The following is a 23,943-nucleotide window of genomic DNA, read 5'->3' as shown; positions in this document are numbered from 1 at the left end:
TTCACTACTTTATTGCTGAGTGCTTGAGTAGTTAACAAAGCAACAAGCGCCGCATTGGAATGGAGTGGATTTCTACATGGATATCCATCAGTTAGACATATCACTCATGATGAGAAAATGAAATGACGCGGATATAGATAATATGAGCTTGATAGGTAAGATTATTTAATTGCTTTTTACTTTATTTAATTTTTATATTTAGGTTTTACCTAAATGGAATCTTAAAATTAAGAAAGGGTTTATGGGTGGTTGAATTAGTCCGCGTTAAATTCTTATCTAAAATATAAAAAATTCAACTTATATTTTCTACACTTTGAAAGTGGGTGCAATCCCGTTTTGGAATACTGTGAGGTAAATATCCAGATCAAAGTCGCTACTTAAATACGACTTCGCGTTATTGATGGTGTTTTTTGAACAAATATATCATATAGGGCGTTTACAATTAACGCCCTTTACTTTTCATATAAGCTTACTAGATTTCTCCAACCGCTTCGCAGGTCACGACACCTTTTCTGTATGCTGGTGGGTAAGTAACTCTAAAACATTGAGTGACGCGTACATTACGTACATTGGGGTAGCGACGTTTCAAATTGAGTATTGCTCCCCCTCTGGCGGTGTCATAATTTAAATGTTCTGCTCCACCCCAAGCACTTACTGTAGTAGCTGAATGTGCGGAATAACTAGTGATTGCAACGACCACACTTACAATCGTAGAAAGCATCATTTTTTTCATTTTCACTGTCCTTGTTTGTCTATTATTTGTTCAGCTGTAACTATACTGCAACTATGTTTAAGGTCAATATAGACCTTAGTATTTAACGAATGTCATTTACCTATACAGTATTGAGTATGTTTTTTTGAGATAAAGCCATACATTATTATTTTATTTTTTGAAATTACTATATTTTTTCTTGGCTAGATTCTTGTCTTTCCTTTTGCATTTTTTATTATATAAAATAATGCTAAAGCAATTTCTATATAGCCTGTTAGAGTCCTATGAATATTTTTTTATTTAATAAATTGCATCAGACTTACATAGACATTAACAATGTCTAAAAGGCGTGTAAATCGTGGTCTGTATGATAATTATAATTGACGTCTATATACGAATGTGAAGGTTGTAGGTATTGTAATTCGTTTATGTGCGAGCCTAAAACACTTTTAAAATTTAATGCTTACCCTACATTGAAGCACTTGTAATTCCTAACTATACTCGTAATTTGCCAATAGAATATTGATTGTTCTGATCATAAAGGGAATGATATATGCGTATTTTTAACAATCTTAAACTCCGCTGGAAGTTGCTTTCAATTGCTTTAATCCCCTTGGTGTTTATGGTTGCATTGGCAATAGATAAAGTATTTGAAAGTCAGCAGCTTGAGCGAGAAAATGCCAAGCTATTACTGCTGACCCAGTTATCTGTACTGGCCAATGAATTTGTCCATGAAATGCAAAAAGAGCGCGGAGCAACTGCCGGGTTTTTGGGTAGTAAAGGCGCTAAGTTCTCTGACGTGTTACCCAAGCAAAGAGAAGACACGGACAAAGCTGCCAGCCGTTTAAGCAATTTTTTAAAAGAGTTTAATGTAAATCAGTTTGATAGTGAATTCGCCACTCAACTAAACAGTGCACTTGCAATGAAAAAGCAACTGGGAGGTGTGCGTGAACAGATCAGCAGTTTCTCTATATCGACAAGCGAGGCTATTGGCTATTACACGCGATCTAATGGTGCTTTTTTGTCAACGATAACTTTTTTGGCAAAATTGAGTACACAAAGCGATATTGTGAATGCGGCGACCGCTTACCGTAACTTTTTAAACAGTAAAGAGCGAGCTGGTGTTGAGCGTGCGGTGTTTACCGCCGTTTTTGCAGAAAACAGGTTTAAGCCAGGGCAGTATGAGAAGCTTAGAAACTTGATCACGGTTCAGGATACTTACATGGAAGTGTTTTTAAGTCTGGCTTCGCAAGACAATAAAGGATTTTACCTCGCTACTATGGAGAATGAAGCAGTGACTGAAACGCAAAAGATGCGTGATGCTGCATTTGCCAAAGTGAATGAGGGTAATTTTGGCATAGATGCGGCTTACTGGTTTAAGATGCAAACAGCGAAGATAAATTTGTTGAAAACGGTTTCAGATAAGTTGTCTGGCAACCTTGCCACGCTGTCAAACAAGTCATTGGATCAAGCTAGCCAAGATGTTTATTTTGCTGTTGTACTTATGGTTGTGTCTCTATCGCTGACACTGGGTTTTGTATTTTTTGTACTGCAACGGATCACATCCCCCATCAATAACGCTGTGAATATTGCTCAAGAGATTTCGAAAGGAAATTTAGAAAATAAAATCAATGCGGACACCAAAGATGAATCTGGTCAATTACTTGAAGCGTTGGGTGGTATGCAGTCTAGCTTGCTTAAGTCGCGACGAGAGCTGCAAGAAAGAATGGAGTTAGAGCGTACTCAAGCTGCTGAAAATAACCGACTGAAGCAGGCATTAGATAATGTTTCAGCGAATGTGATGGTTGCCGATGAGCGAAATACCATTATTTACCAAAACAATGCCTCAAAGGCCCTATTTACAGAAAGCCAAACTGCAATTGAAGAATCACTCTCTGGCTTTAATGCGGAACATATTATCGGATCGGATGCGAGCAAATTGCATCCCTCTCCGACGGCGTTGTCACAACAGTTGAGTAACTTGAGTCAAACGTTCAGCGAAGAGCTTAAATTGGGTCGAAAGTCCCTGATGTTGACTCTCAATCCCGTGATAAGCGAAGAGCAAAAAAAACTCGGGGTTGTATTAGAGTGGCAAGATCTTACTCAACAACGAGATGCTGAATCCCAGATCCAAAAAGTAATTAAAGCGGCAGCCAGAGGCGAGCTAAATACGCGTATTGATAGCGCTCATTTTGATGGGTTTATGAAAGTGCTTGCCGAGGGGATTAATGAGCTGTTAGAGGCTATAGTTGGCCCTTTGAAAAAAACCGCAGAAGCTGTACACCTCATCTCTAAAGGCGATGTGCCCGCATTGATAAAAGAGCAATATCAGGGAGATTTTGCGTTACTTAAAAACAATTTGAATACCTGTATTGAAGTTGTTGGCTTGTTGATAAAAGATGTAAACGGCTTGGCAAATGCAGCTGTGGCTGGTGACTTGAAAAAACGAGTAGACCTGACTCAGCACAATGGAGACTTCCGGAAAATTGTTACTGGTGTCAATGACATGATGGATGCGATGGTCGGGCCATTGACGAAAGCGGCCAACGTCGTAGAAGCCATATCACGCGGGGATATTCCCGGGCACATTACCGAGCAATATAATGGTGACTTTGAATTGCTCAAGAAAAACCTCAACACCTGTATTGATGCGGTGGGTCAATTGATTGATGATGCAAATTCGCTTGCAGACGCGGCGAGCAATGGCGATTTGGCAGCCAGAGCAGACACCTCAAAACATCAGGGCGATTTTCAAGAGATCATTACTGGCGTGAATACCTTGTTAGAGGCTGTTGTTGCACCGATGGATGAGTGTAAGTCGGTCATGACGCAGGTAGCAAAGGGGGATTTATCGCAGCAAATGGGCGATGTCTACGCTGGTGACTTTGCTTTACTGAGTCAGTCAATCAATACAAGCCTAAACAGGCTCTCTTCAGTAGTCGAACAAGTAATGGCAAGTGCAAATCAAACGGATAACTCTTCGAATGATTTGTCCAGTGCGGTGGTAAACTTGAGTCAAAGAACTGAGCAACAGGCAACGGCGCTAGAAAAAACTCGTTCTCTGATGGGAGAGCTTACTGAGTCTGTAGTCAGTAGCGCTGACAAAGCACAAAATGCAAATCAACTCTCAGCTGATACCCAAATGCAGGCTGAAAGCGGCTTCAAAGTTGTTGGTGATGCCGTAGATAGTATGAATGAAATTAACCAAGCCAGTGAACGGATCACTGACATCATAGGTGTGATTGATGAAATTGCTTTCCAAACCAATTTATTAGCACTTAATGCAGCGGTTGAAGCCGCGAGAGCGGGCAAACAAGGTAAGGGGTTTGCTGTGGTTGCAGGGGAAGTAAGAGCCCTAGCGCAGCGCTCTGCAACAGCAGCTAAAGAAATAAAAGAGTTGATCCGTGCTAACGTAGATAAGATTTCTGTAGGGACGCAGTTAGTTAATCAATCAGGAGATACACTGAGCCAAATTGTTAATGCGGCACAGAGCGCCAGCGAAATGATAGCTGAAATTGCAACTATTTCCGACCAGCAAAACAGCGCGATCAAGCAAGTTAATCAGGCGATTTTACAAATGGAAGAAATGACGCAGCAAAATGCCGCGATGGCTGAGGAAGCGTCTGCGACCGCCGTATCAATGTCTGAACAAGCTGGAGAAATGAAGCGAAAACTAAGTGGTTTTACAACCAAAGTAAATGAAGTGACTGCACAAAACCTAATTAGTCACACGCACTGATTTGGGGCCGTAATTTCGATGGACAAGGAATTCAATCACAGCAGGCTAGGTTAGTGCCCGCAAACAGCTGGCACAATTGTCAGCGGTTGTTTTTTGAGGTTTAAACCTGCCGACAGTTGCGGTGTTAATTGAAGGTATATTTAAATGCATTTTCAATAGGTTTGGCTTGCCAAGTGTTCGGCTCAAAGTGAGGCTTGCGGTTTAGCAGCTGGCCTCACAGTAAAGTTTACACAAGCCCTTCAGACAATGCTTTATGCACTGAACCACCTGATGAGATTGCTCAGTGTTTTTTGAAAGAGGCTCATAGGCTTAATGATGAATCTATCAAAAACTAGCTCCTCAGGAGATTTTTGAGCTTTGAGCACGCTGTTAAGAGCATAGAGGTGGTTGGCATGTAATTCTAATGGGGCCTCATCAGGTTGGAAAGTAGAGCCAATTGGGTAATAGAGTTTTGGTTTGTTTTTCATTTCAATATGGGCACCCAATATTGCTTTGACTTCATGGCTTTTTGCAAATTTAGCGAGTTTATCAATACTGTTCTTATAGGATGCCCAATCTTTAATATAGATATAGCCAGGGTATAAGGTGTCACCCGTGAGAAGCCATTTGTTCTTTTCATCATATAAACTGATGCTTTCTTCTTGGTGGCCAGGTGTTGGTAGCACGGTTATCTGCCTATCACCTAAATCTATGGTTTTTTCACCATTTGGCCATTCGTCAAATTCAAAAAATGTGTGTAATGCTTGCTTTTCAGGATTGACTACAGTCACATTTTTCTGTCCCGAAAATGACCAGTCTCCTTGGAAATGATCGCTATGCCCATGAGAGTGGAGCACTAAAAGCTGTTTGCTTGAAAGATGTTTTTTACCTAACAGCTTTTCTAATTCTTGATACAAGTTGTAGGAAGAGTCTTGATCAAGCGCACCCGTATCTAGTACCAATACGGATTTCGTTCCAGCCAAAACGTAAATAAATGGGGCTTCGAAAGTTAAGCATTTATTTTGTCTGATTATAAAAGTACTTTCATCATGTTGATAAATATCGTGAGGTGCTTGCTGTGAGAGTGAGCAGTTTTTTGCGCCATGGTGCCAGTTAGGTTTACTTAGCACTGAACTTGTGAGCAGATCATTGCTCATTGGTTTGGCATCAACAAAGTGTGCTCCATGTGTGGAACACCCGGTTATCAAGAAAAGTATAACAAATGCGTAAGCTTTCATATTTGCTCCCTATGACAGAGAATTGCGATTTTTATAAATCTTCGCTTTCATCGGTTGTGTAATTCATTTAGTCGCTGTAAAAGAGGTTTGTCTATCAATGCTTGCTCAGCTAAACGTACTTTTGCCACAATGTCGCATTCTATCTGTTGATTTAACTCATTGAATACTTGAGACATGTTTTTTGTAAGAGGCTTTAATTTGACTGCTTCTTGTTTCCCCAGATCTGTTAAGTGAATCATTTTTGCTCGTTTGTCCATAGGGTTGGGTTTACGGCAAACCAAACCGAGACTTTCAAGTGTGTTGATTCTTTGCGTAGCCATTTGATGTGTTACCTCTAATGCTGACGCAAGTTCAGCTACTGTAACACCATGGTTTTGTTCAAGAAAATAGATGCTGGAAATAGCGGTACTAGGGGTGGTAACACCATAGCTTTCAGTAATTTTAGTCCCTTGCTCGCTGATTAAGTCTGACAATCGCCGGCAAAAGTGAGCCAAAAACGCATTGTCCAAGTTGTCAAAATAAGAACTCATTAAAGTACACTCAATTTATACAAGTGCTTGTACAATAACACGAGCATGAAATTATACAAGTACTTGTATAGATTGTTCGGATTTAAAGCAAGGTTTGTAATTGGCTGGGTGTCGGTTGGCTGGAGTACTTTGGTTGAAGTTCGCTGTTTGTCAGTTCAATGATTGATGTAAGTAGCCAAGGGGAATGACTTGAATCGTTATTTAATTCTCTCTCTAAATTTTTAAATAAGTCAGTGGCTTTTAGCTAGGAAAATTAAGTTATTAATAAACTTACACCATTATTGTTTTTTGGTGGCTTTATTTTACTTGTTATGTATAGTTTTTATAAAAATAACAACTGGCTCTAGCAGATGAAAGTCTATTTTATTTTCGCATTTCTTTTCTTTAATATTATAAACTTTGAGGCTCGAAGCCATGAGTTAAAATTAAAAAGTGACATTTTTTACGATGGTAAACCGCAAAAGGCAGCTATGGAGGCGCTTGCAGAGAGGTTGTTAAAAGTCAATAAGATCCAAAAGTTAGATGCAACGTCTTACTTTATTTTAAAACTAGCATCTAAAAGTGGGCTAGAGAGCAAAGCTGATATACAGAGTTTAGTCGAGAAAGCATCAACCGATACCAATGACAACAAAACCAAACTAGTCCCTTATTTATTGGCCATAAAAGCGCTAAAGAAGAATGCGGATACCAATCTTTCCCTCGCTAAAGCGCTAAAAATGGAGTTTCGGACTTCGTTTAAAACCCTCGATGATTTAAGTGCGAGTAAGGTAATTAATAGCTTTGTTCGTGACTTAAATAAGTCAGAAACAGCATATACCCGTGAGCTGAATAAACATAAAGGCAAAGACTTTATTTCTGTAGATGATGCTTCGGAGTTGGTGCTGGTTTACCAAGAATATCAGAATACATTACTTTGGGAGCCGGTAATTGACACACTGATAGCCGAAGACGACAACGCACGATATGTGATAGACAAGAAACTGCTTGTCAAAACACCAGAAGGCGCTCAAATTGCTGCCATGTATTATCGTCCGAAAGATAAAAAAAAGCCGATCCCAGCATTACTTCGTCACACGATTTACGTTAAGCCTAAGTGGGACATCTCTATTATAAGAGAGTCGGCCGCAAGAGGTTATATTGGGGCAGTTTCCTATACTCGTGGTAAAGCACATAGCCCAGAGGAAATTGTGCCATATTTGTATGAAGGTAGAGACGTTACTGCGGTGATTAATTGGCTCAGTGCCCAGTCTTGGAATGATGGCCAAGTAGGTATGTTTGGTGGTAGCTACGACGGATTTACACAGTGGGCAGCAGCCAAGTATATGCCTAAGGCATTGAAGACCATAGTGCCCTATGTAGCTGGTAGTCCAGGCAATAGTTTACCAATGGAAAATAACATATTTTTGCTAGTCAATTACGCTTGGCCATTCTACACCACCAATAATAAAACGCTTGATCATGTGGTTTATCGCGACAATGACAGGTGGCGATCGTTAAATGACAAATGGTATCAAAGTGGTCGCTCTTTCCGTGAGGTTGATAAGGTAGATGGCCAGCCTAACCCTTGGTTTCAGAGTTGGTTAGAACATCCTAGTTTTGATCAATATTGGCAAAGCCAGATCCCGTATAAACAAGATTTCGCCAAAGTAAATATCCCTGTATTTAGTATTGCTGGTTATTTTGATGATGGGCAGCGTGCTTCAATAAATTATATGAATGATCATTACAAATATAATCCACAAGCGCAGCACTACCTTTTGATTGGGCCTTATGACCATTTTGGTGCACAACGAGCAACGAAGAAAGCAATTTTGCGAGATTATACGATTGACCCAATTGCGCATTTCGATACGTTAGAGATTACTTATCAGTGGATGGATCACATATTTCGTGGCGCAAACAAACCAGCATTACTCAAAGATAGAGTTAACTACCAAGTAATGGGCAGCAATAAGTGGAAACATGCACCGTCTTTAAAAAAGGTTAGCAATGAAGAGCTTACACTCTACTTAAGTGAGGTAAAAGAAGGTAACAAATATGTTTTATCGCAGAAAAAACCCTCAAAGCCTGCGTATTTAACGCAACGAGTAGACTATGCGGATCGTACCACGATAAATAATGACTATTATCCGTATCCAATCGTAGACAAAAAGCCTGAAATGACCACGGGCTATGTATTTATGAGTGAACCTTTTGAGCAACCTATTGAAGTATCAGGAACTTTTTTTGGCAAAATAGATGCCACCATTAATAAGCGAGACATGGACTTTGGGGTTACTTTATATGAGGTTATGCCCGATGGGCGGCTGTTTCACTTGTCTTACTACTTGGGCCGCGCAAGTTACGCAAAAGACATGACGAAAAGAATATTACTAGAATCAGGTAAAGTTGAAACTCTGCCATTTACACGCACAGGGATGACAAGTCGAATGCTTAGTAGAGGAAGTCGATTATTGGTGACTCTTGATATCAATAAAAACGCCTATGCTCAAATAAACTATGGAACAGGAAAAAACGTTAGTGACGAAAATATTAGTGATGCAAAAGAACCTTTAAAAGTTTATTGGCATAATTCTAGTTATATTAAAGTGCCAATAGTTAGGTGAATAGTAAATTATATTTAAAGTGAGGTTGCAGATTTTTTCACTACTCCTCAATGGAATAAAAGGAAAGCTTTTAATTTTACTTCAATTTAACGCGGTTTATGTTCTAGGTTTTTCTATTGTTGGAATAAAATAATTGGCTGTTTCTTTCTTATTTTAAGTGTTTTATGATTTTGTTATAATCTTCTTAGTGTCATGATCTAAGCTAGGAAGTATGTAATGAAGCCAAAACTTTTTGTATTAAAGATGCCATTTGAAGATGGGCCGAACAAATCATGGATATGTTCTCACTGCGCCATGATAGAAGGGGCCTTACTGGTGAATAAACATTGGGAGTCGAAAGTAGACTTGCATCGCCTTGATTTCCCAAAGCCTCGAAAGATGCTCGTTGAGTTATTAGGTGAAGATAAACAGTGGCTACCAGTATTGGTGCTCCCAGATGGTGAGGCCATAACAGATCCCATAGAGATAATTAACTATCTTGCAAAAAAGTATGGCGGCGCAGCAGCACACCCATAACAATCGCATAAGCCGGCTACAACTTTGAGCTCAAAACTGAGCTTATATCTCAATCACGGATAGACTCGATTGAACCAAAGGTACAGTATTTAATTTGCGCATGGCTGTTATATTTAGTTTGTATTTATAAAAGGATTTTTTGATGGAGTATAATAGCCCACTTGGAAGTACCAAAGAAAATAAATTAATATCGTTATTGCAATTACCAAAAGGCTCAAGAGTTTTGGAGATAGGATGTGGCAATGGTCGATTTTTACATAAGATCCTCGAAACATATGAAAGCTGTGTTGTCGGTGTAGATATAGATGCTGCGTTGATCCAACAGGCGAATGACTTTGCAACAGGTCGCTTCAATACTCAAAGGTTTCAGTTTGTGTGTGAAGACATTACAAACTTGGAGAGTTCAGATTGTAATTATGATTTACTTGTATGTAACGGAGCCTCCCACGCCTTTGGTAATGATTCCGATGCACTCAGTACAATGGCTCGGTTTATAAAACCAAGTGGAAGATTGCTGTTGGGTGAGTGTTTTTGGATGCAGCGACCAGATGAAGCCTATCTAAACTTTTTGGGCGTGCCTGAAAATTTCTATCAATCGCATCTTGATACCATAAAAACGGCACAAGCGCATGGTTTACAAGCTTTGTATGCGACGACTTGCAGTATGGAGGAGTGGGACAATTTTGAGTGGGGCCGAGTAATGCAAGCGCAAGCAGCTCTTAAGTCTTGTCCAAATGATGTAAGTATCAAAGCAAAGATTGAACAGTTAAATACTTGGATGGATGCGTATCTTAGGTGGGGAAGAGAAACCTTGGGGTATGGCTTTTATTTATTTGAGAAGGCGTCATAACTTTAACTCTGTCATTTGATGCCTTATAAAATAGCCACCTTTCGATAAATATAATAGCTTATTTTGCTACCTCACTTAGTATATTGCTACTAACGAGTAGAGAACGTGGCAATTTTCCGAGCTCGAACATGCGACTTCTTTATTTTCCAATTGACTACTTTGCTGGTGAATTGGTAGTCAGATTGTATATGTATACTAGTTTAGAAGACTGTGAGAGCGCAGTAGCGGAATGCTTCTCAACTAAAAAATGGTGAGAGTGTATTGTTAAAGTCGAGATATGCTAAATTACCATTAATCAGCTAGAAGAGCATTGGCTGATAACTCGATTTTGCAAGCTGAGTTTAGCTGAGCAGATATAATTTCACTTCGGTATTATTGTAATATAATGGATTTTTCATCTCATCTGCGTTATTTTTGATTGCATATACTCTATATTAAAGACATAGATGTGATTTCTTCGGTTTTTTTACCTAAGGGATGAAGTTGAAAGCTTATTTTGTGTCAATCAAATTTACTGCTAGGTATGTTGCATTACTTACGTACATTGTCGGTTTGTTCTTTAGTGTGGGTGTTTATGCCGCAAATAGCATCGAAGGTGTACGACTGTGGTCCGCACCAGAAAGTACTAGAGTCGTTTTTGACTTAAAAGAAAAGCCTGATTACAAGTACTTTAGTTTAAAATCACCAAACAGATTAGTGATCGACTTTAGTGATAGTGACTCGCAAGTTAACTTTAAAAAGCTGCTAAAGAATGATCAACGAATAAAAAAAATCCGTACAAGCAGCCCTAAAAACAAGCACACCAAGCGTATTGTATTGGAGTTAGAAAGCACCTTTAAATTGGTGGTTTTCCCCCTCGCTCCTACAGGACAATATGGTCACCGTCTTGTTGTTGAATTACATGACCCTAAAAAACCAAAAAGAGTTATAAAACCAAAACAACCAGAAGAAAATAGAGATGTTGTTATTGCCATAGTGGCGGGGCATGGCGGAGATGATCCAGGATCAATTGGATACAGCGGAAGCTATGAAAAGCACGTCACATTGGCAATTGCCAAAAAACTCGCAGCTTTGCTTAATAAAAAGCAAGGTATTAAAGCCGTGTTAATAAGGACTGGAGATTATTTTGTACGCCACGATAAAAAGCCTCGGATGGCGCGTCAAAACCGGGCTGATCTGCTGATATCAATTCATGCTGATGCATTCACCTCCGCACAGCCAAATGGCGCTTCTGTTTTGGTGCAATCAGCCCGAAGAGCCAACTCTGAGTTTACTAAAGTGATTGCAAATCGAGAAAAAGAGTCTCAATTGCTTGGGGGGGCCGGTGAAACGATTAAAAATACTCAAGATGATAACTTAGCCGTTATTTTGGCTGATATGACGAAAGAGTTTACGACAAAAAGTAGCTATGAGTTCGCAACGTTTGTGCTCAAAGAAATGAAAAAGGTTACTAAGTTGCATAAACGCAAACCTGTAGGGTTAAGTCTGGCAGTATTGACCGCCCCCGATATTCCGTCAGTTTTAATCGAAACAGGGTTTATTTCTAACCCTAAAGACGAAAAAAACTTAAATGACCCTGCTCATCAGCAAAAACTGGCCAAGTCGATTACTCGCGCGATTGAAAACTATTTTAATCGTTACCCGCCAAAGGGCACTTTGATTGCAGCTAATAGTGCGCGCTCTCACAAAGTGAGTCGTGGCGAGTCTCTGTCGTTAATCGCACAGCGGTATCAGGTCTCTTTATCAAACTTAAAGAGGGCAAATGGATTGAGCTCTAACGTAATTAGAGTTGGCCAAATTTTGACGATCCCAAAATCAGCGCATTGATACACAGTGATATATTTTGTAGTATTTTCTTTAATATGATGGATTAAACACGTGATAGGTGAGGATATATGAAATTAGCATACCGACTACTGATCGCTTTTATATTATTGGTTGCTGCACTGAGTGCTTATAGCTATGGCAACGCAAATGGGGTGTTCGCATTTGTCATTTTAGGGGTTGTTTTTGAGGCGGCATTTTGGCTTCGATTATTCCCTAAAAAGGCCAAGAAGTCCGTTCCTTAAAATCCGCTTTGGGAATTAGCTTTATCTGCCTAACTGCCCAGAGGGTCTAGCAAGCTTTTTTGCCGCATTTGGATGTCGATATGTTTTTGGCATCAAAATCTGCTTTGGGGTGATACTCAATTAAGTTGCCATTTTTGTCGAGTTCATATTCACAACAGGCGTGAAAGACACTGTGCAATTCGGTACGCGCTTTTTGAACCTGTGACTTGAGTGTTGAGTAACTGAGTTCTAACTCTTGCGCAAGCTGCTTTTGCGATTTACCTTCCAACTCCACTTCATCTAGCAAGTGAGCGCTTTTTTCAGGCAAGGCTTGAATAAAAGGTTTGATGCATTTGGCCAGTTCAATTTTTACATTGCGCTGCTCAGATTCATACCACAGAGGCTGTGACTCAATTTGTTTCGCCAAGCCATTTTTTCGGTAGTAATCGATGACGGTATGATGCGCTATTTGAAATAACCAAGCTTTGATACTGCTTGGCTTGTTTAAGCTGTTCATCGCCAAGTGTGTTTTTAGAAGCACGTCTTGAAGTAAGTCGTCTACGTCCGCTGGGTTAGCGACTTTGCTGTGAAGAAAAGCTTTCAAGCTACTTCTATATTCATTCCAAATTTGCTCTGTGGTCATAGTTATCCTCATATTAACTGCAGTCAATGACTGCAGTTATACTAGCTTAGCAGCACGATGCCTTTTGTGTTCGAGGCGAAGACGGTTCAGATTCAACTATGTCAGCCAACGCAGTGGTCAGTGCAGCTTGTTGCTGTTGTTGATCCTTTCGTTCACTGTAGCGATCGACGAAAAACGGTTTGTTGTCTCTAGTGAGAAAAGTAAAGCGCATAAGCTCTTCCATAACATCGACCACTCTATCTCGAAAACCACTCGCTTTCATAGAGCCGTCTTCATTGAATTCATTGTAAGCTTTGGCAATGGACGATTGGTTCGGAATTGTGAGCATACGCATCCAACGTCCTAAAATACGCATATTATTGACCGCGTTAAAGCTTTGTGAACCGCCACTCACTTGCATGACCGCGAGTACTTTACCCTGTGTAGGTCTCACCGCCCCCATGGACAGTGGGATCCAGTCAATTTGGTTTTTTAGCACAGCGGACATATTTCCATGCAGCTCGGGAGATGTCCATACTTGTGCCTCAGACCAGTTCACTAAGTCTCTGAGTTCTTTTACTTTAGGGTGTTGTGCGCTGTCACCATTGTCAAATAAAGGCAAACCCTCGGGGTTAAAAAATTTCACATCTGCACCCATGTAGGTAAGTATATTGCCCGCTTCAATCGCTGCTTTCTTACTGATTGAATTAGCCCTTAGTGAGCCGTACAACATCAATACCCTTGGACTATGAAGACTGGGTTGTGTTTCAGGTGTTTGCAAGTTAAATGTTTGGGTCTCTAGGTATTTCATCTACGCCTCCTAAAATTAATTACACACGTAAGACGGGCAAAGAGAAAAAAAGACGACGATGGGTCAAAACTTTTTGATATTTTTTAATTTGGCTGTGCATCCTTAATAAAATGTGAGCAAAGAACTTCAATAAATTTAAAAGAGTGATATTGTGTTTTGTGATCTAGCAAGTCTTAAGTGGCGTAACAATTTAAAAAATATCAGAGTATAAAAGATGCAAGAACTGACAATCTTCTACGATGGAACCTGCCCTCTGTGTGTTAAGGAAATGGCGGCTTTGACTAAACGAGATAAATCGAATCGTATTTTAATTGTGGATATTTATAGCGAAGAATTTGAGCGTTATCCGGACATCGATCCAAACAAAGCGAATTCAATTTTGCACGCCTTGGATATGAACGGCAATTTGTTGCTTGGGTTAGATGTGACATACCATGCATGGCGCCTAGTTGGTATGGGGTGGATGTACGCCCCTTTACGCTGGCCTGTGGTTAAGCCCCTTGCTGATAAATTGTATTTGGCTTTTGCCAGTAATCGCTATCGAATTTCCTACTTATTGACGGGTAAATCGAGGTGCGATAGTGGTGTATGTCGGCGATAAAGCAACGGCTGTTGGAATAGTCAAATAATAAACCGTGTTATTGTCGTTTAAGCGTTTGATGATCGATAGGCTGACTGGGATGGTTCCAATTACCTTTTGCGCAGGGGCATAGGCGGCATAATAATCTACTTTGTGTACTATATTGTTTTATATCTATATGATTATTATTTATATATTTTGATTTAAGAAAAAAGTCACAGCTAACCCAAAGCCACCATGCTTTAATTTCATGACCTGTTTTTACTCAAAATGTGCCCATGAAAAATAAAGTACATTCTACACTCATAGCGTTGGTCGTCACCTTCATACTGCAAGGGTGTGCCACCGACTTATCAGATGGCAGCCCTCAAGCGCAAGCGATGCTTAAATGGCAGTTAGGGAAAATGTTGCCAACACCATTACAGGAAGTTTACCCAGCAGTGTTTAAAGGAAAAATTTATGTTGCAGGGGCTTTTGAACAGACTTCCTCTAACATGGCTACTTTGGCACACCTAGCCGCTTCGAATAATACCTATGTGTTTGACGATGCGCGTCAAGCGTGGCTGAGCGGCCCGTTGTTGCCTCAATCACGACATCATCTAGGGTTGATATCCAGCGGCGATGAGCTATATGCCATTGGCGGGTTTGATGCCACCAAAGCTAATGCATGGCAAGTGAAGTCATCTGTTTATGTTATGCGGGACGAAGGCGAAGCTTGGCAAGTCGGCCCCGAACTACCAATCCCCATGGGTGAATCCGTGTATGGGGCGCTTAACGGCCAGATCCATGTTGCTGGAGGGCGCACTATGGTGGACGGTAAATTGACTGATACCGATGCGCATTGGGTGTTAAAAAAGGGGCACTGGTCTCGTGCTGCGCCGTTACCAATTGCCAGTAATTCGGCTACGTCTGTAGTCATAAATGAGCAGTGGTATGTGATGGGGGGAAGAATAAACTCTCTCGATTTTAAAAATCTCGACAATCTTTGGCGATACGATCCTAAGGAAGACCGCTGGCAGAGTTTAGCGCCCATGCCACAGCCAAGTGCAGGATTGGCGAGCGCTGTAATTAATGGTCAGATTTATGTTTTTGGTGGTGAAGAGTACACCTATGTCAAAAACGGCCAGGGAAAGCGAGAAATGAAAACCCGCACATTTGACCAGATCTTCCGATATGATCCGGCCACACAGCGCTGGGCTACAGAGTCGCTAACTATGACATCGACACGTCATGGTTTGGGAGCGGTGAGCCTAGGTAATCAAATATACTTGCTTGGCGGCGCTATCAAAGCAGGTGCGACGGGGACGTCCGCTATTGTGGAGCGCCTCACTTTTTAGTTTTCAACACTTGCAGCCTATGGCTGCTGGTGGATCTGTTCAGTTAACTCTTGAATTAGGCCTGCTCTGTCAGTGTGAACTCGTGACACCAACTGGTTGGGGATATTTGTTTCAGGTGCATGTTTGGCACTCCACATAATCATTTCTAGCATGATAGGCAGCATATCAACCCCAGCTTCGGTTAGCCGATATACTTTTTTTCTTTTGTCTTGTTCATCTTTCTGCTTATGTATCAGCCCCTCTTTTTCTAATTTTTCTAGCCGACTTGAGAGAATATTTGTCGCCATTTTTTCATCAGAATTTTGTAGCTCTGAGTAGCTGTGTTTGCCGAAAAACATAAGGTCTCTAATGATCAACAAACTCCACTTGTCTCCCACATGGTCAAGAACATTAGAAATAGGGCAATCAGAACGTTTGGTCATGATAGGTCTCTTTGATAAATTTTGGTCCATGATAATTTACTTGCATTTTGCAATCAAATAATTTAACTTGCATTTTAAAAGTTAAATGTGAGTGGCGCTTTTATATGTGCCACACGTAAATTGAGAGCAAATGATGAACAGCCCAAAAATAAACACAGACGCGCTAATTAGCCTACATTGGAATGAGCAAGAGACAAAAAACGCCAAAATTGTCGCAGAATTTGTACAATTACTGATGAACGATCACAGTTTTGAAAAGGTGATGACGCGTTTTGGTCAAGGTCCTTATAAGCAGCATAATCGCAACATGGCTGATGGCATTTCCGGAGTAATCGAAACACTGCGCGACTTTGTTAAACAGGCTCCTGAATTTAGCTATGAAATTAAACGTATGTTTGTTGACGGTGAGCAAGTAATTATTCACTCACATGCGACCTTGAAAGCGAAACATCGTGGCGATGATACAAAAGGCATGAATATTATAGACACTTGGACTGTGAGAGACGGTAAGCTCATTGAACATTGGGATGCAATTCAAGCTCTGGATGTTTCGATGCGTTTATATAACTTATTTATGGGTGGTAAAATAAAAAACAGCAATGGGGTGTTTTAATACCAAGCGGGCATTGTTGGGGAGCGCAGCAGATTAAGGGAAGCAACTGGTGCGCAACAACAGGTGGTTAGTTAATGTGGTTTGGTAAAATAGCCGAGTCACTTATCTTGAGTTGTTGGCAAGCCTGCCCGTAACCAAGCGCGTATTTTAATGTTGGGAATACCCGATATGCACTAATGCTGAATCCAAGCGTGATCAAGCCTGACTGGCCCCAGAGTTTAACGATACGTTCTCTAAGCAAATCAGCACCAGAGTCATGGGTTAAAACCAAATCTGTAAAGCGCATGGCAAGTGCCACTTCTTCAGAAACTTTGTCTTTTTGATTGCTGACGATGTATGTAATGGTTGTTTCATCTACGCCAGCTTCAAGTGCCATGTCAATAGCCAGCTGAATACAGGGGCCACAATCTTCACTGATCAGTGTGCGAATGCGTGCGGCAAACAGTGGAGCCACAGGGACATGGGCCCGATGTGAAGACATGGTTGTAAAGCCCCAGTATTTTAAAAAGGCAGGCAGATCCGCCGCAATGATGTCCTCCATGTAGCGCACATCGTATTGGTATTGGCTCTTCATGGCGAGTATTTGTTTATTAAGTAAATATTTAATCATGACTATCCCTTAACTTATTTCGGAGTGAGAATGGTTCGGTTGCAGCTGATTTGTGCTGTTGCGAGATTTCAGTGGGATCAGAAAAACGACTGTGCTCAGTGCAAATAAGGCAATACAGGTATAGAGCATTGAAGCGTAATTACCGGGTTCAATTAAAAGGGCGGCGAGCATTGGTCCAGACGCCATACCAACAGAAGCTGTGAGTGAGGCAATAGTTGAAAGGCGACCGCTTGGATCTATATCGGCAGCGGTAGCGAATAAATACGATTGCACAGCGGGCCAAGTAAAAAACACCAAAGCTAAGGCCACTATGTACATGGCGTGCGATAGAGCAGGTTGCAATAGCATGATGCAAGCAGTTGCACATAGTAATGTTCCTGAAATTATGAGTGATTGCCTTTTAAGGAATCGCGATTTGAACATAGGCAACATAGCACCAATTAAACCTAATAAGCCGGTAATTGCGATATCGGTGTTGACTTGTTGTTGTCCAAAGTTGGCATGAATTCCTATTACGCCTACATAGGTATATAGCGCACTTGCAGCGTTAATATAAAGCAAGATTGTGAGCATCAAACGAACGGAGTGAGCAATTGATTTTATAGTTACTTGCAAGTGCGTGACCGCAACTATTGGGAACATATTGGATGAGATAAACAAGGTCATTAGTAATCCCACCAATACGATAGCTGCCATAATATGGAATACCGCAAAGTGATTGGTGATAGATTCAAGTAATGGCAAGCAATACATCACCAAGGCACCTACTATAAATTGGGTGAACAGTAAAAAGCCAAATGCGCGATCGCTGTTACCTAATTTTGCCAGCATAGAAAACGACACGCCCACGGCGAGACCGCCGGCCAATCCTGAGAAAAACCGGGTTACCAACATGGCATTCAAACCGTGGATGTTTGGGGTTGTAAGTTCTAATATCAACAGAGGTATAAAAGAAGCTAGGAGTAACGGCTTCCAAGGTAAACGGCGAACAACAAAAATAGCTGTGGCTGTACCAAATAAAGCGCCGTACCCATTGAGTGAGACAATTTGTCCCGCTTCAGACTCCGAATAGCCGATGTTGCCAGCAAGGGCATTGACCAAGCCAGGCAAAAAATTAATGTATGACAGCCCAGACATGGTAATAAAAGCGAACACAATATATATCCAAATACTGTGTTGGCAAGGTTGTTGTGGGGTTGTGTTTTTCAAAGTTAAGTCTCCAAACTCGTCTGAAAGTGTGCTTCAAACAGTCTATGGTGGGAGAGAACCGTGAAAAATAACCATGTAACCCATACACCTGTGAATATAATTCACGAATCTTTGCTGTTATAGTAAAAAGTAGGAACCTGTTAAATGCGAAGAACATGGATAAACTTAGAGCATTGGAGTTGTTTATAGCCACGTGTGATAGTGGCAGCTTTGCCGCAGCCGCAACGATGTGTAATACCGACCCATCGACAGTGAGCAAAGCCATCAGCCGCTTGGAATCGCAGTTACACGTGACGCTTTTGCAGCGCTCTACTAGGCAACTCAGTATTACACAGGCTGGAAATCAGTATTTATCAACGGCTCGCAAATTACTGCAAGACTTATCGGCATGTGAAGGTGAGCTTAGACATCTGAACGACTCACCGAGCGGGGTGTTGAAAATCAATTCTGCTGTTTGTTATGGGCACTTGTATTTGCGTCCAATCTTAGCTGCATTTTGCGAAAAGTATCCGGCCATTCAACTAGAGCTCCAAATCAACGATTTACACACGGATGTGATTGAAAGTGGGGTCGATATTGCGATCCGCACTGGGTATATTAAAGACAGCCGTTTGGTTGCCAAACGGCTCAGCCCAATGGACTTTTTTGTCTGCGCTTCGCCAAAATACCTGCAGCAACATGGGACCCCATGTTGCCAGCATGACTTTAACGCACACCAGTGGATTGGTTTTCGAATCAAAGAGACTCAACAACTTCAGCCAATATATTTGCCTGATGAGCAAGGTGAGTATCAATTATGTGATCTCGAATCTAGTCACATTACTGACGATGGTGAAATGATGGTATCAATGTGTGAAGATGGCTTAGGGTTTGCTCAATTACCTCACTTTCTTGCTAAAAGTGGACTTGAGAGCGGTAAACTGATCTCAATTTACCCTTACTTTAGGCCACCACAAGTTGATAATGGGGTTTTTGCCATTTACCCCAAACGCACCTATTTACCCACTAAAGTGCGCGTATTTATAGAGTTTTTAACCGAGGCCTTAGCGCAAAAAGGTGAAAGCGCATATCAAACATGGGCGGAGCATACTGTTGACCATCAAGTGAACGCTTAACCTCGTTTAATTGGGAGCGATATTGCGGCCCTTGCGCTATTTAGGTTTATATCTCATTCAGTAAGTAGTGAGCGGTATAAAGCGGTGACCAATTTTTGTAAGCGAATACCGCTCACGCTTTTATCAGTCTTGCTTGGGGAGTGGAAAAACTCGGTGACATATGCGAAAGAAAGCTGTGCATCCGGATCTGCAAAACCGATAGCCCCGCCCATCCCCATATGCCCAAAGGCATTTTCATTAGGCCCCATTGGACAAAATTCAGGTGAATTGAGCATCACACCTGCCCCCATGCGCCAGTGTTTCTTTGTCACTAATTCTGTACCCGCGAAGCTCAGCTGAGTTAAGCGCTGAACTTGTGATTTAGGGAGCAAAGTTTGACCGTTTAACGTCCCATTGCCAGCTAGAAAAGCAAACAGTTTAGCGAGGCCAAACGCCGATGCATGTCCAGTAACAGCTGGTATTTCGCTGTTGTGCCACTGTGATGAATTGGGGTGATAATGCTCTCCACAGGGTTTAAAGTACTGACATTTCCAATGTGGAATACGTGGCAACCAGTGAGACATAAACTTTAAGTTATTACTTGAAAATGCGCTGGATTTTACAATATCTCGGTGTCGATATGATGAGTTCCTAGTTAAGGAGCAGTCAATATCAAAGGGCTGTGCAATTTCTTGTTCAAAAAAAACACTCGGCATACGGCCATCAACGCGGTGTATGATTTCTCCTAAAATATGCCCAAAAGTCAGCGCATGGTAAACAAGCTGTCTGCCGACGGAGAATATGGGTTTAGTATTCTCAATGTTGTGGATAGACGCTTGCCAATTAAAAATGTCGCCAGGCTTTCCTGTTTTGTGGCAAGGAATACCAGCACTGTGATCTAACACTGACGAAATCGTGATATGAGCTTTACTATTTGTTGCAAATTCAGGCCAGTAACGACAAACAGGTGCGTTTAAAACAATTTTATTATCGGCTGCCAGTTTGTGGATACAAATGGCCAACATTGCCTTTGAACACGACATGACACTGACCCTGTGGTCGGCTAGCCATGGCGGAGATTGTGATTCATTACTGGCAAATAAGTTAACAACTGCTTGTCCCTTATGAAATACACAAATGGCTGCGCCTGTTTCATTGTATTGAGAAAAATTACTCAAAAATGCTTGGTATAGAGGCGCATACTGGGCGTTATATGTGCCTTTAATTTGTCGTTCTTGAATTTCGTCTTGGTCATGTGGCGATTTTAAACAGTCCATAATAGTCAGTTTATATCTTGAGATAGATACCTAATATTGAATACAAGTAGACTTTAAATTGATACGGCAGGACTAGCGCTACAGGGAGTTTAATGGTCACTCAAAGGAGTATTGAAATTGAAAACTGATGACAATGACATTGTGGAGGTGTCTCTTGAGCAATTTGCCTCAAATCTTGATACAGCTAATTGTGGAGCGGGCAAGTGGTCTCAGGCATGTGACTATCGTTTTGCCCTATCAGAGCAATTAGGGCACGGTGAGAGTTTTGGTTTTTCATTCTCTGATGGAAGTGCGTTTCAAATTAATGAACTCAACTTCGAAAAGAGTACCAAGCTAAATGCACACAGTGGGGTTGTATGTGGGGCGTTTTTTGTTTTAGAGGGACATATAACGATCTCATTGGCGGGTGGTCGTGAAGCGAGGGTCCCAAAGGGACACGTCGGGTTATTTTTTATCGAGAAGGCTTATTGTACTTTTCTGTATAAGGCTGGGTTTAACAAAATCGTCAATTATACTCTAAGCCCAGCCCTGATGAGCTCGCTGATGGCACAATATGATTGTGAGACACATGAAGCACCCAACTTATTGTATGAGAAGCTGATCTGTTTACCTATGACGCAGCAAATTAAATGCGCGGTGGAGCAAATATATGCCTGTCAGTTTCCAAGTCAGAGTTTGAAATTGTTGATCCACGCAAAAATGATGGAATTGATAGCGTTGCTGCTGGAGCACAATCACACCTATCACAATTGTCTAAATACGATAAAAAAGGTTGATTTGATTGCACTTGAGCATGCGGCTGCGTATTTAAAGTCGCATATGCAATCACCGCCAAGTATTGGTGCGCTAGCAAAAATTGTAGGGATCAATGATCATAAGCTCAAAAGCCAATTTAAGTTGGTATTTGGGCAAACCTTGTATGGCTATCTTGCTGAAGCGAGACTTTTTCAGGCGATGGAACTGTTAGAGAATAGCGATATGCCGATAGTACAAATCGCTAGGCAGGTTGGTTATAAACATGCTGGGCACTTTGCGAAAAACTTTAAAGCGTGTTTTGGGACGTCACCTAGCGAATACAGAAAGCGATTGAAATTGGGGCTTTAGACTTGGGAAAGTATAGGCCTTCTTAATTTTATGTTTGAAACAATGTGATCTGAATTGTGTTGTTCTACGTTTATTTAAGCGAAGGGTTTTTAGCGCTTTACACGCATTTGGAGTAGACCCCTTCGCCACGTCTTTGGAGCGCACATTTTTGTGCGCTTTCATTCATTTTGGCCCCTCGACACCTAAATTGTCATGCAAGTTAATGACGAAAATAATTAGAAATGAGAAACTCTATAGTCAAAGGGTTTGATTTAAGCAATGGTATCTTTGCGTTCTGCATTGTAGTAGAAGTTTGATTGCATAAAAAAAGAACAAAGGTTAAGACGTGGAAAATATTAAAGTAATTGCAATGTCAGAAAGTACCGAAGCCATAGAGCAAGTCGCTCGCTGGTACTTTTCACAATGGGATAGTAAAGATCCCAAGGCAACACTGACAGACGTTGTCGATAAAATATCTTGTACCAAGCGAAGAGCTGGTTTTGTTGTCTATTGCCATGACAAACTTGTTGGGGCAGCGGAAATAACATTTAGCGGCGATACTTGTTGGCTAGACGGCGTGTATGTCGATGAAAGTGCTCGGGGCAAAGGGATCGCTGAAGTATTGGTCTCCCATGCAAAATTAAAAGCATCCGAGCTTGGCTGGAAAAATTTATACTTAAAATGCGAGCCGCATCTCGTAGCACTTTACAACAAATATGGTTTTGAGGTTGTGGCAAACAAAGACGGCAAGCTCGTCATGGTAACTCAAATTGCAAGCTGACCATGGTCAGCTTGCGTGGTATTAATCTCTTGTCGGTTGGGTAGCAGTCTGCGCATAGTCGATTTGCGTTATTTCTGATTGGACTGCCTGTTCTCTGTCTCTGATATTTTTCTGAACAGCTACTGCGGCGTATAAGCTCATTAGGTAAGCAATGCCATAAAACCCTTTTTCACTGAGCAACAAATTTGCGTTATACAGTCCGACCATTAATAGCAAAATTGCTGCGCCAGTCGAGATTAAGCTGAGTAATTGATAGATACTTGATGTTGAAATATTTTCTTGCTTATCTCGAATACTTTTTTGCAGTGAAATGGCACTAAACAGGCCATACAATAGGATAACCAAATAGTACCCTTTTTCATTTAGCTGCATTTGGGCATTAAACAGGCCAATGCAGTAGGTGACGATGCCAATGGCCAATACAATGATAGAAGCAATATTAAATGCTTTGCTCGAGCTTTGTTGTGATTGATGATTGTCCATAATTAAATCTCCTCAGATGACTGTTTTGGAGTAATAACGGTGGAATGCGCCAGCAAATCGTATTGCTCCAAATAGTCACGAATACTTGTAAACGTGGCGATACGGACACGTCCGCTGTGATCTTTTCTGTAGATCTCGTCTTTAAATACGGAACCAAAAAACAGCTTGAAGCGGCTCACAGACAGAGGTTGCGCGTTAAAATAAGCTTTGGTGTTTGCTTTGAGCTGCGCCATATCTGAAGTCTTATATAGCGCGGCGTTTATCACATTGAGCGTGTACTCAGTACAATTTTGTCTTTGGTTGTTGTATGGGTTTGCTATGAGCGAATACTTTGGATTGTGAAGCTGCTCAGCAACACCACTGCTAATTGCTTCAAGTATTCGCTTTTGCACACTCAATTTCGGTATGGCAATACCCGCTTTAAGCTCTTTAACTGACCAAAAAAAGTCGGTTGGATAGTCAGTCACCAATTCGCTTTTGGCAGGATCATTTGCCTGTTGATATAGGTTGTGGATAGCGTATCCGTACCTCTTTTCTCCATTGTTTGTGGTGATTTGAGAGTAGACGGCAAGGGCCACATGGGTAAATTCGACGCCTTCAGGTAGTGTACTACTCGGCTGACCGACCCGACCAATAATAAATACATGGGCACGATGTGCAGCGCTATATTTCTCAACTTGCTTCGCGAATTGCGCAATTTCACTTGGTTCAAAATAATGTTCACTGGAGCGCTCACTGCCAGCTATAGCACTTATGCTTTGCAAAGCGATGGTTAAGTAGATTGCATATCGTTTGATGCCCAT

At 41.2% G+C, this 23,943-nt stretch carries 23 protein-coding genes; 12 read left to right on the top strand and 11 right to left on the bottom strand.

The window, feature by feature from the left end; genetic code table 11:
• Positions 1-472: 472 nt before the first annotated feature.
• Positions 473-724: a hypothetical protein gene (locus N483_RS07320; protein WP_155735405.1), complete on the bottom strand. Its 252-nt coding sequence runs from the start codon at positions 722-724 to the stop codon at positions 473-475.
• Positions 725-1,265: 541 nt separating this feature from the next.
• On the opposite strand from N483_RS07320, the gene N483_RS07315 reads away from it, so the two are divergent.
• Positions 1,266-4,451, top strand: a complete 3,186-nt coding sequence (locus N483_RS07315; RefSeq protein WP_023401409.1) for a nitrate- and nitrite sensing domain-containing protein — start codon at positions 1,266-1,268, stop codon at positions 4,449-4,451.
• A 251-nt stretch (positions 4,452-4,702) separates the two neighbouring features.
• Here the strand turns inward: N483_RS07315 and N483_RS07310 are convergent, their stop codons facing one another.
• Both N483_RS07310 and N483_RS07305 read right to left on the bottom strand, forming a co-directional pair.
• Positions 4,703-5,668 carry an MBL fold metallo-hydrolase gene (locus N483_RS07310; RefSeq protein ID WP_023401410.1) on the bottom strand — a complete coding sequence of 322 codons (966 nt, stop codon included), beginning with the start codon at positions 5,666-5,668 and terminating at the stop codon, positions 4,703-4,705.
• A gap of 47 nt (positions 5,669-5,715) precedes the next feature.
• On the bottom strand, positions 5,716-6,198 hold the full coding sequence (locus tag N483_RS07305; RefSeq protein WP_023401411.1) for a MarR family winged helix-turn-helix transcriptional regulator: 483 nt from the start codon (positions 6,196-6,198) through the stop codon (positions 5,716-5,718).
• A 350-nt stretch (positions 6,199-6,548) separates the two neighbouring features.
• Here N483_RS07305 and N483_RS07300 point away from each other — a divergent pair, with 350 nt between their 5' ends.
• The 5 genes from N483_RS07300 (at position 6,549) to N483_RS27225 (ending at position 12,239) form a co-directional block, all read left to right on the top strand.
• On the top strand, positions 6,549-8,804 hold the full coding sequence (locus tag N483_RS07300) for a CocE/NonD family hydrolase (protein WP_023401412.1): 2,256 nt from the start codon (positions 6,549-6,551) through the stop codon (positions 8,802-8,804).
• Positions 8,805-9,020: 216 nt separating this feature from the next.
• A complete protein-coding gene (locus N483_RS07295) occupies positions 9,021-9,320 on the top strand; it encodes a DUF3088 family protein (RefSeq protein WP_023401413.1) in 300 nt (99 codons plus the stop codon).
• 142 nt (positions 9,321-9,462) lie between these two features.
• On the top strand, positions 9,463-10,170 hold the full coding sequence (locus tag N483_RS07290) for a class I SAM-dependent methyltransferase (protein ID WP_023401414.1): 708 nt from the start codon (positions 9,463-9,465) through the stop codon (positions 10,168-10,170).
• Positions 10,171-10,653: 483 nt separating this feature from the next.
• A complete protein-coding gene (locus tag N483_RS07285; RefSeq protein WP_052027437.1) occupies positions 10,654-11,997 on the top strand; it encodes an N-acetylmuramoyl-L-alanine amidase in 1,344 nt (447 codons plus the stop codon).
• Between the two features lie 68 nt (positions 11,998-12,065).
• Positions 12,066-12,239: a hypothetical protein gene (locus N483_RS27225; RefSeq protein WP_023401417.1), complete on the top strand. Its 174-nt coding sequence runs from the start codon at positions 12,066-12,068 to the stop codon at positions 12,237-12,239.
• Between the two features lie 46 nt (positions 12,240-12,285).
• On the opposite strand, the gene sigZ is transcribed toward N483_RS27225, so the two are convergent.
• The gene (sigZ, locus tag N483_RS07280; RefSeq protein WP_023401418.1) at positions 12,286-12,861 is read right to left on the bottom strand and encodes an RNA polymerase sigma factor SigZ; all 576 of its coding nucleotides are present in this window, start codon (positions 12,859-12,861) and stop codon (positions 12,286-12,288) included.
• Positions 12,862-12,907: 46 nt separating this feature from the next.
• Positions 12,908-13,651: an arsenical resistance protein ArsH gene (arsH, locus tag N483_RS07275; RefSeq protein WP_023401419.1), complete on the bottom strand. Its 744-nt coding sequence runs from the start codon at positions 13,649-13,651 to the stop codon at positions 12,908-12,910.
• A 214-nt stretch (positions 13,652-13,865) separates the two neighbouring features.
• Here arsH and N483_RS07270 point away from each other — a divergent pair, with 214 nt between their 5' ends.
• Both N483_RS07270 and N483_RS07265 read left to right on the top strand, forming a co-directional pair.
• The gene (locus N483_RS07270) at positions 13,866-14,252 is read left to right on the top strand and encodes a thiol-disulfide oxidoreductase DCC family protein (RefSeq protein ID WP_023401420.1); all 387 of its coding nucleotides are present in this window, start codon (positions 13,866-13,868) and stop codon (positions 14,250-14,252) included.
• A gap of 257 nt (positions 14,253-14,509) precedes the next feature.
• On the top strand, positions 14,510-15,568 hold the full coding sequence (locus N483_RS07265; RefSeq protein WP_023401421.1) for a Kelch repeat-containing protein: 1,059 nt from the start codon (positions 14,510-14,512) through the stop codon (positions 15,566-15,568).
• A 17-nt stretch (positions 15,569-15,585) separates the two neighbouring features.
• Here the strand turns inward: N483_RS07265 and N483_RS07260 are convergent, their stop codons facing one another.
• Positions 15,586-15,990 carry a winged helix-turn-helix transcriptional regulator gene (locus tag N483_RS07260; RefSeq protein WP_023401422.1) on the bottom strand — a complete coding sequence of 135 codons (405 nt, stop codon included), beginning with the start codon at positions 15,988-15,990 and terminating at the stop codon, positions 15,586-15,588.
• A gap of 130 nt (positions 15,991-16,120) precedes the next feature.
• On the opposite strand from N483_RS07260, the gene N483_RS07255 reads away from it, so the two are divergent.
• On the top strand, positions 16,121-16,603 hold the full coding sequence (locus N483_RS07255; protein ID WP_023401423.1) for a nuclear transport factor 2 family protein: 483 nt from the start codon (positions 16,121-16,123) through the stop codon (positions 16,601-16,603).
• Between the two features lie 67 nt (positions 16,604-16,670).
• Here N483_RS07255 and N483_RS07250 read toward each other — a convergent pair whose 3' ends face one another.
• Both N483_RS07250 and N483_RS07245 read right to left on the bottom strand, forming a co-directional pair.
• On the bottom strand, positions 16,671-17,213 hold the full coding sequence (locus N483_RS07250; protein WP_023401424.1) for a hypothetical protein: 543 nt from the start codon (positions 17,211-17,213) through the stop codon (positions 16,671-16,673).
• A gap of 9 nt (positions 17,214-17,222) precedes the next feature.
• Positions 17,223-18,422 (bottom strand): MFS transporter, encoded by a 1,200-nt coding sequence (locus tag N483_RS07245; protein ID WP_023401425.1) that lies wholly within the window; start codon positions 18,420-18,422, stop codon positions 17,223-17,225.
• A 155-nt stretch (positions 18,423-18,577) separates the two neighbouring features.
• Here N483_RS07245 and N483_RS07240 point away from each other — a divergent pair, with 155 nt between their 5' ends.
• Positions 18,578-19,537 (top strand): LysR family transcriptional regulator, encoded by a 960-nt coding sequence (locus tag N483_RS07240; RefSeq protein WP_023401426.1) that lies wholly within the window; start codon positions 18,578-18,580, stop codon positions 19,535-19,537.
• Positions 19,538-19,590: 53 nt separating this feature from the next.
• Here the strand turns inward: N483_RS07240 and N483_RS07235 are convergent, their stop codons facing one another.
• Complete coding sequence (locus N483_RS07235; RefSeq protein ID WP_023401427.1) at positions 19,591-20,793, bottom strand: EstA family serine hydrolase; 1,203 nt, start codon at positions 20,791-20,793, stop codon at positions 19,591-19,593.
• Positions 20,794-20,910: 117 nt separating this feature from the next.
• Between N483_RS07235 and N483_RS07230 the strand changes: the two genes are divergently transcribed.
• Complete coding sequence (locus N483_RS07230; RefSeq protein WP_023401428.1) at positions 20,911-21,897, top strand: AraC family transcriptional regulator; 987 nt, start codon at positions 20,911-20,913, stop codon at positions 21,895-21,897.
• A gap of 325 nt (positions 21,898-22,222) precedes the next feature.
• The gene (locus N483_RS07225) at positions 22,223-22,657 is read left to right on the top strand and encodes a GNAT family N-acetyltransferase (protein WP_023401429.1); all 435 of its coding nucleotides are present in this window, start codon (positions 22,223-22,225) and stop codon (positions 22,655-22,657) included.
• Positions 22,658-22,678: 21 nt separating this feature from the next.
• Here N483_RS07225 and yiaA read toward each other — a convergent pair whose 3' ends face one another.
• Positions 22,679-23,140 (bottom strand): inner membrane protein YiaA, encoded by a 462-nt coding sequence (yiaA, locus tag N483_RS07220; RefSeq protein ID WP_023401430.1) that lies wholly within the window; start codon positions 23,138-23,140, stop codon positions 22,679-22,681.
• A 2-nt stretch (positions 23,141-23,142) separates the two neighbouring features.
• Positions 23,143-23,943, bottom strand: coding sequence for a DUF2145 domain-containing protein (locus N483_RS07215; protein WP_023401431.1), 801 nt, complete (start codon positions 23,941-23,943; stop codon positions 23,143-23,145).

The sequence above is a fragment of the Pseudoalteromonas luteoviolacea NCIMB 1944 genome, assembly GCF_001625565.1.
In the GTDB taxonomy this organism is placed as follows: domain Bacteria; phylum Pseudomonadota; class Gammaproteobacteria; order Enterobacterales; family Alteromonadaceae; genus Pseudoalteromonas; species Pseudoalteromonas luteoviolacea_F.
This window is presented reverse-complemented; position numbering and strand designations above follow the sequence as displayed.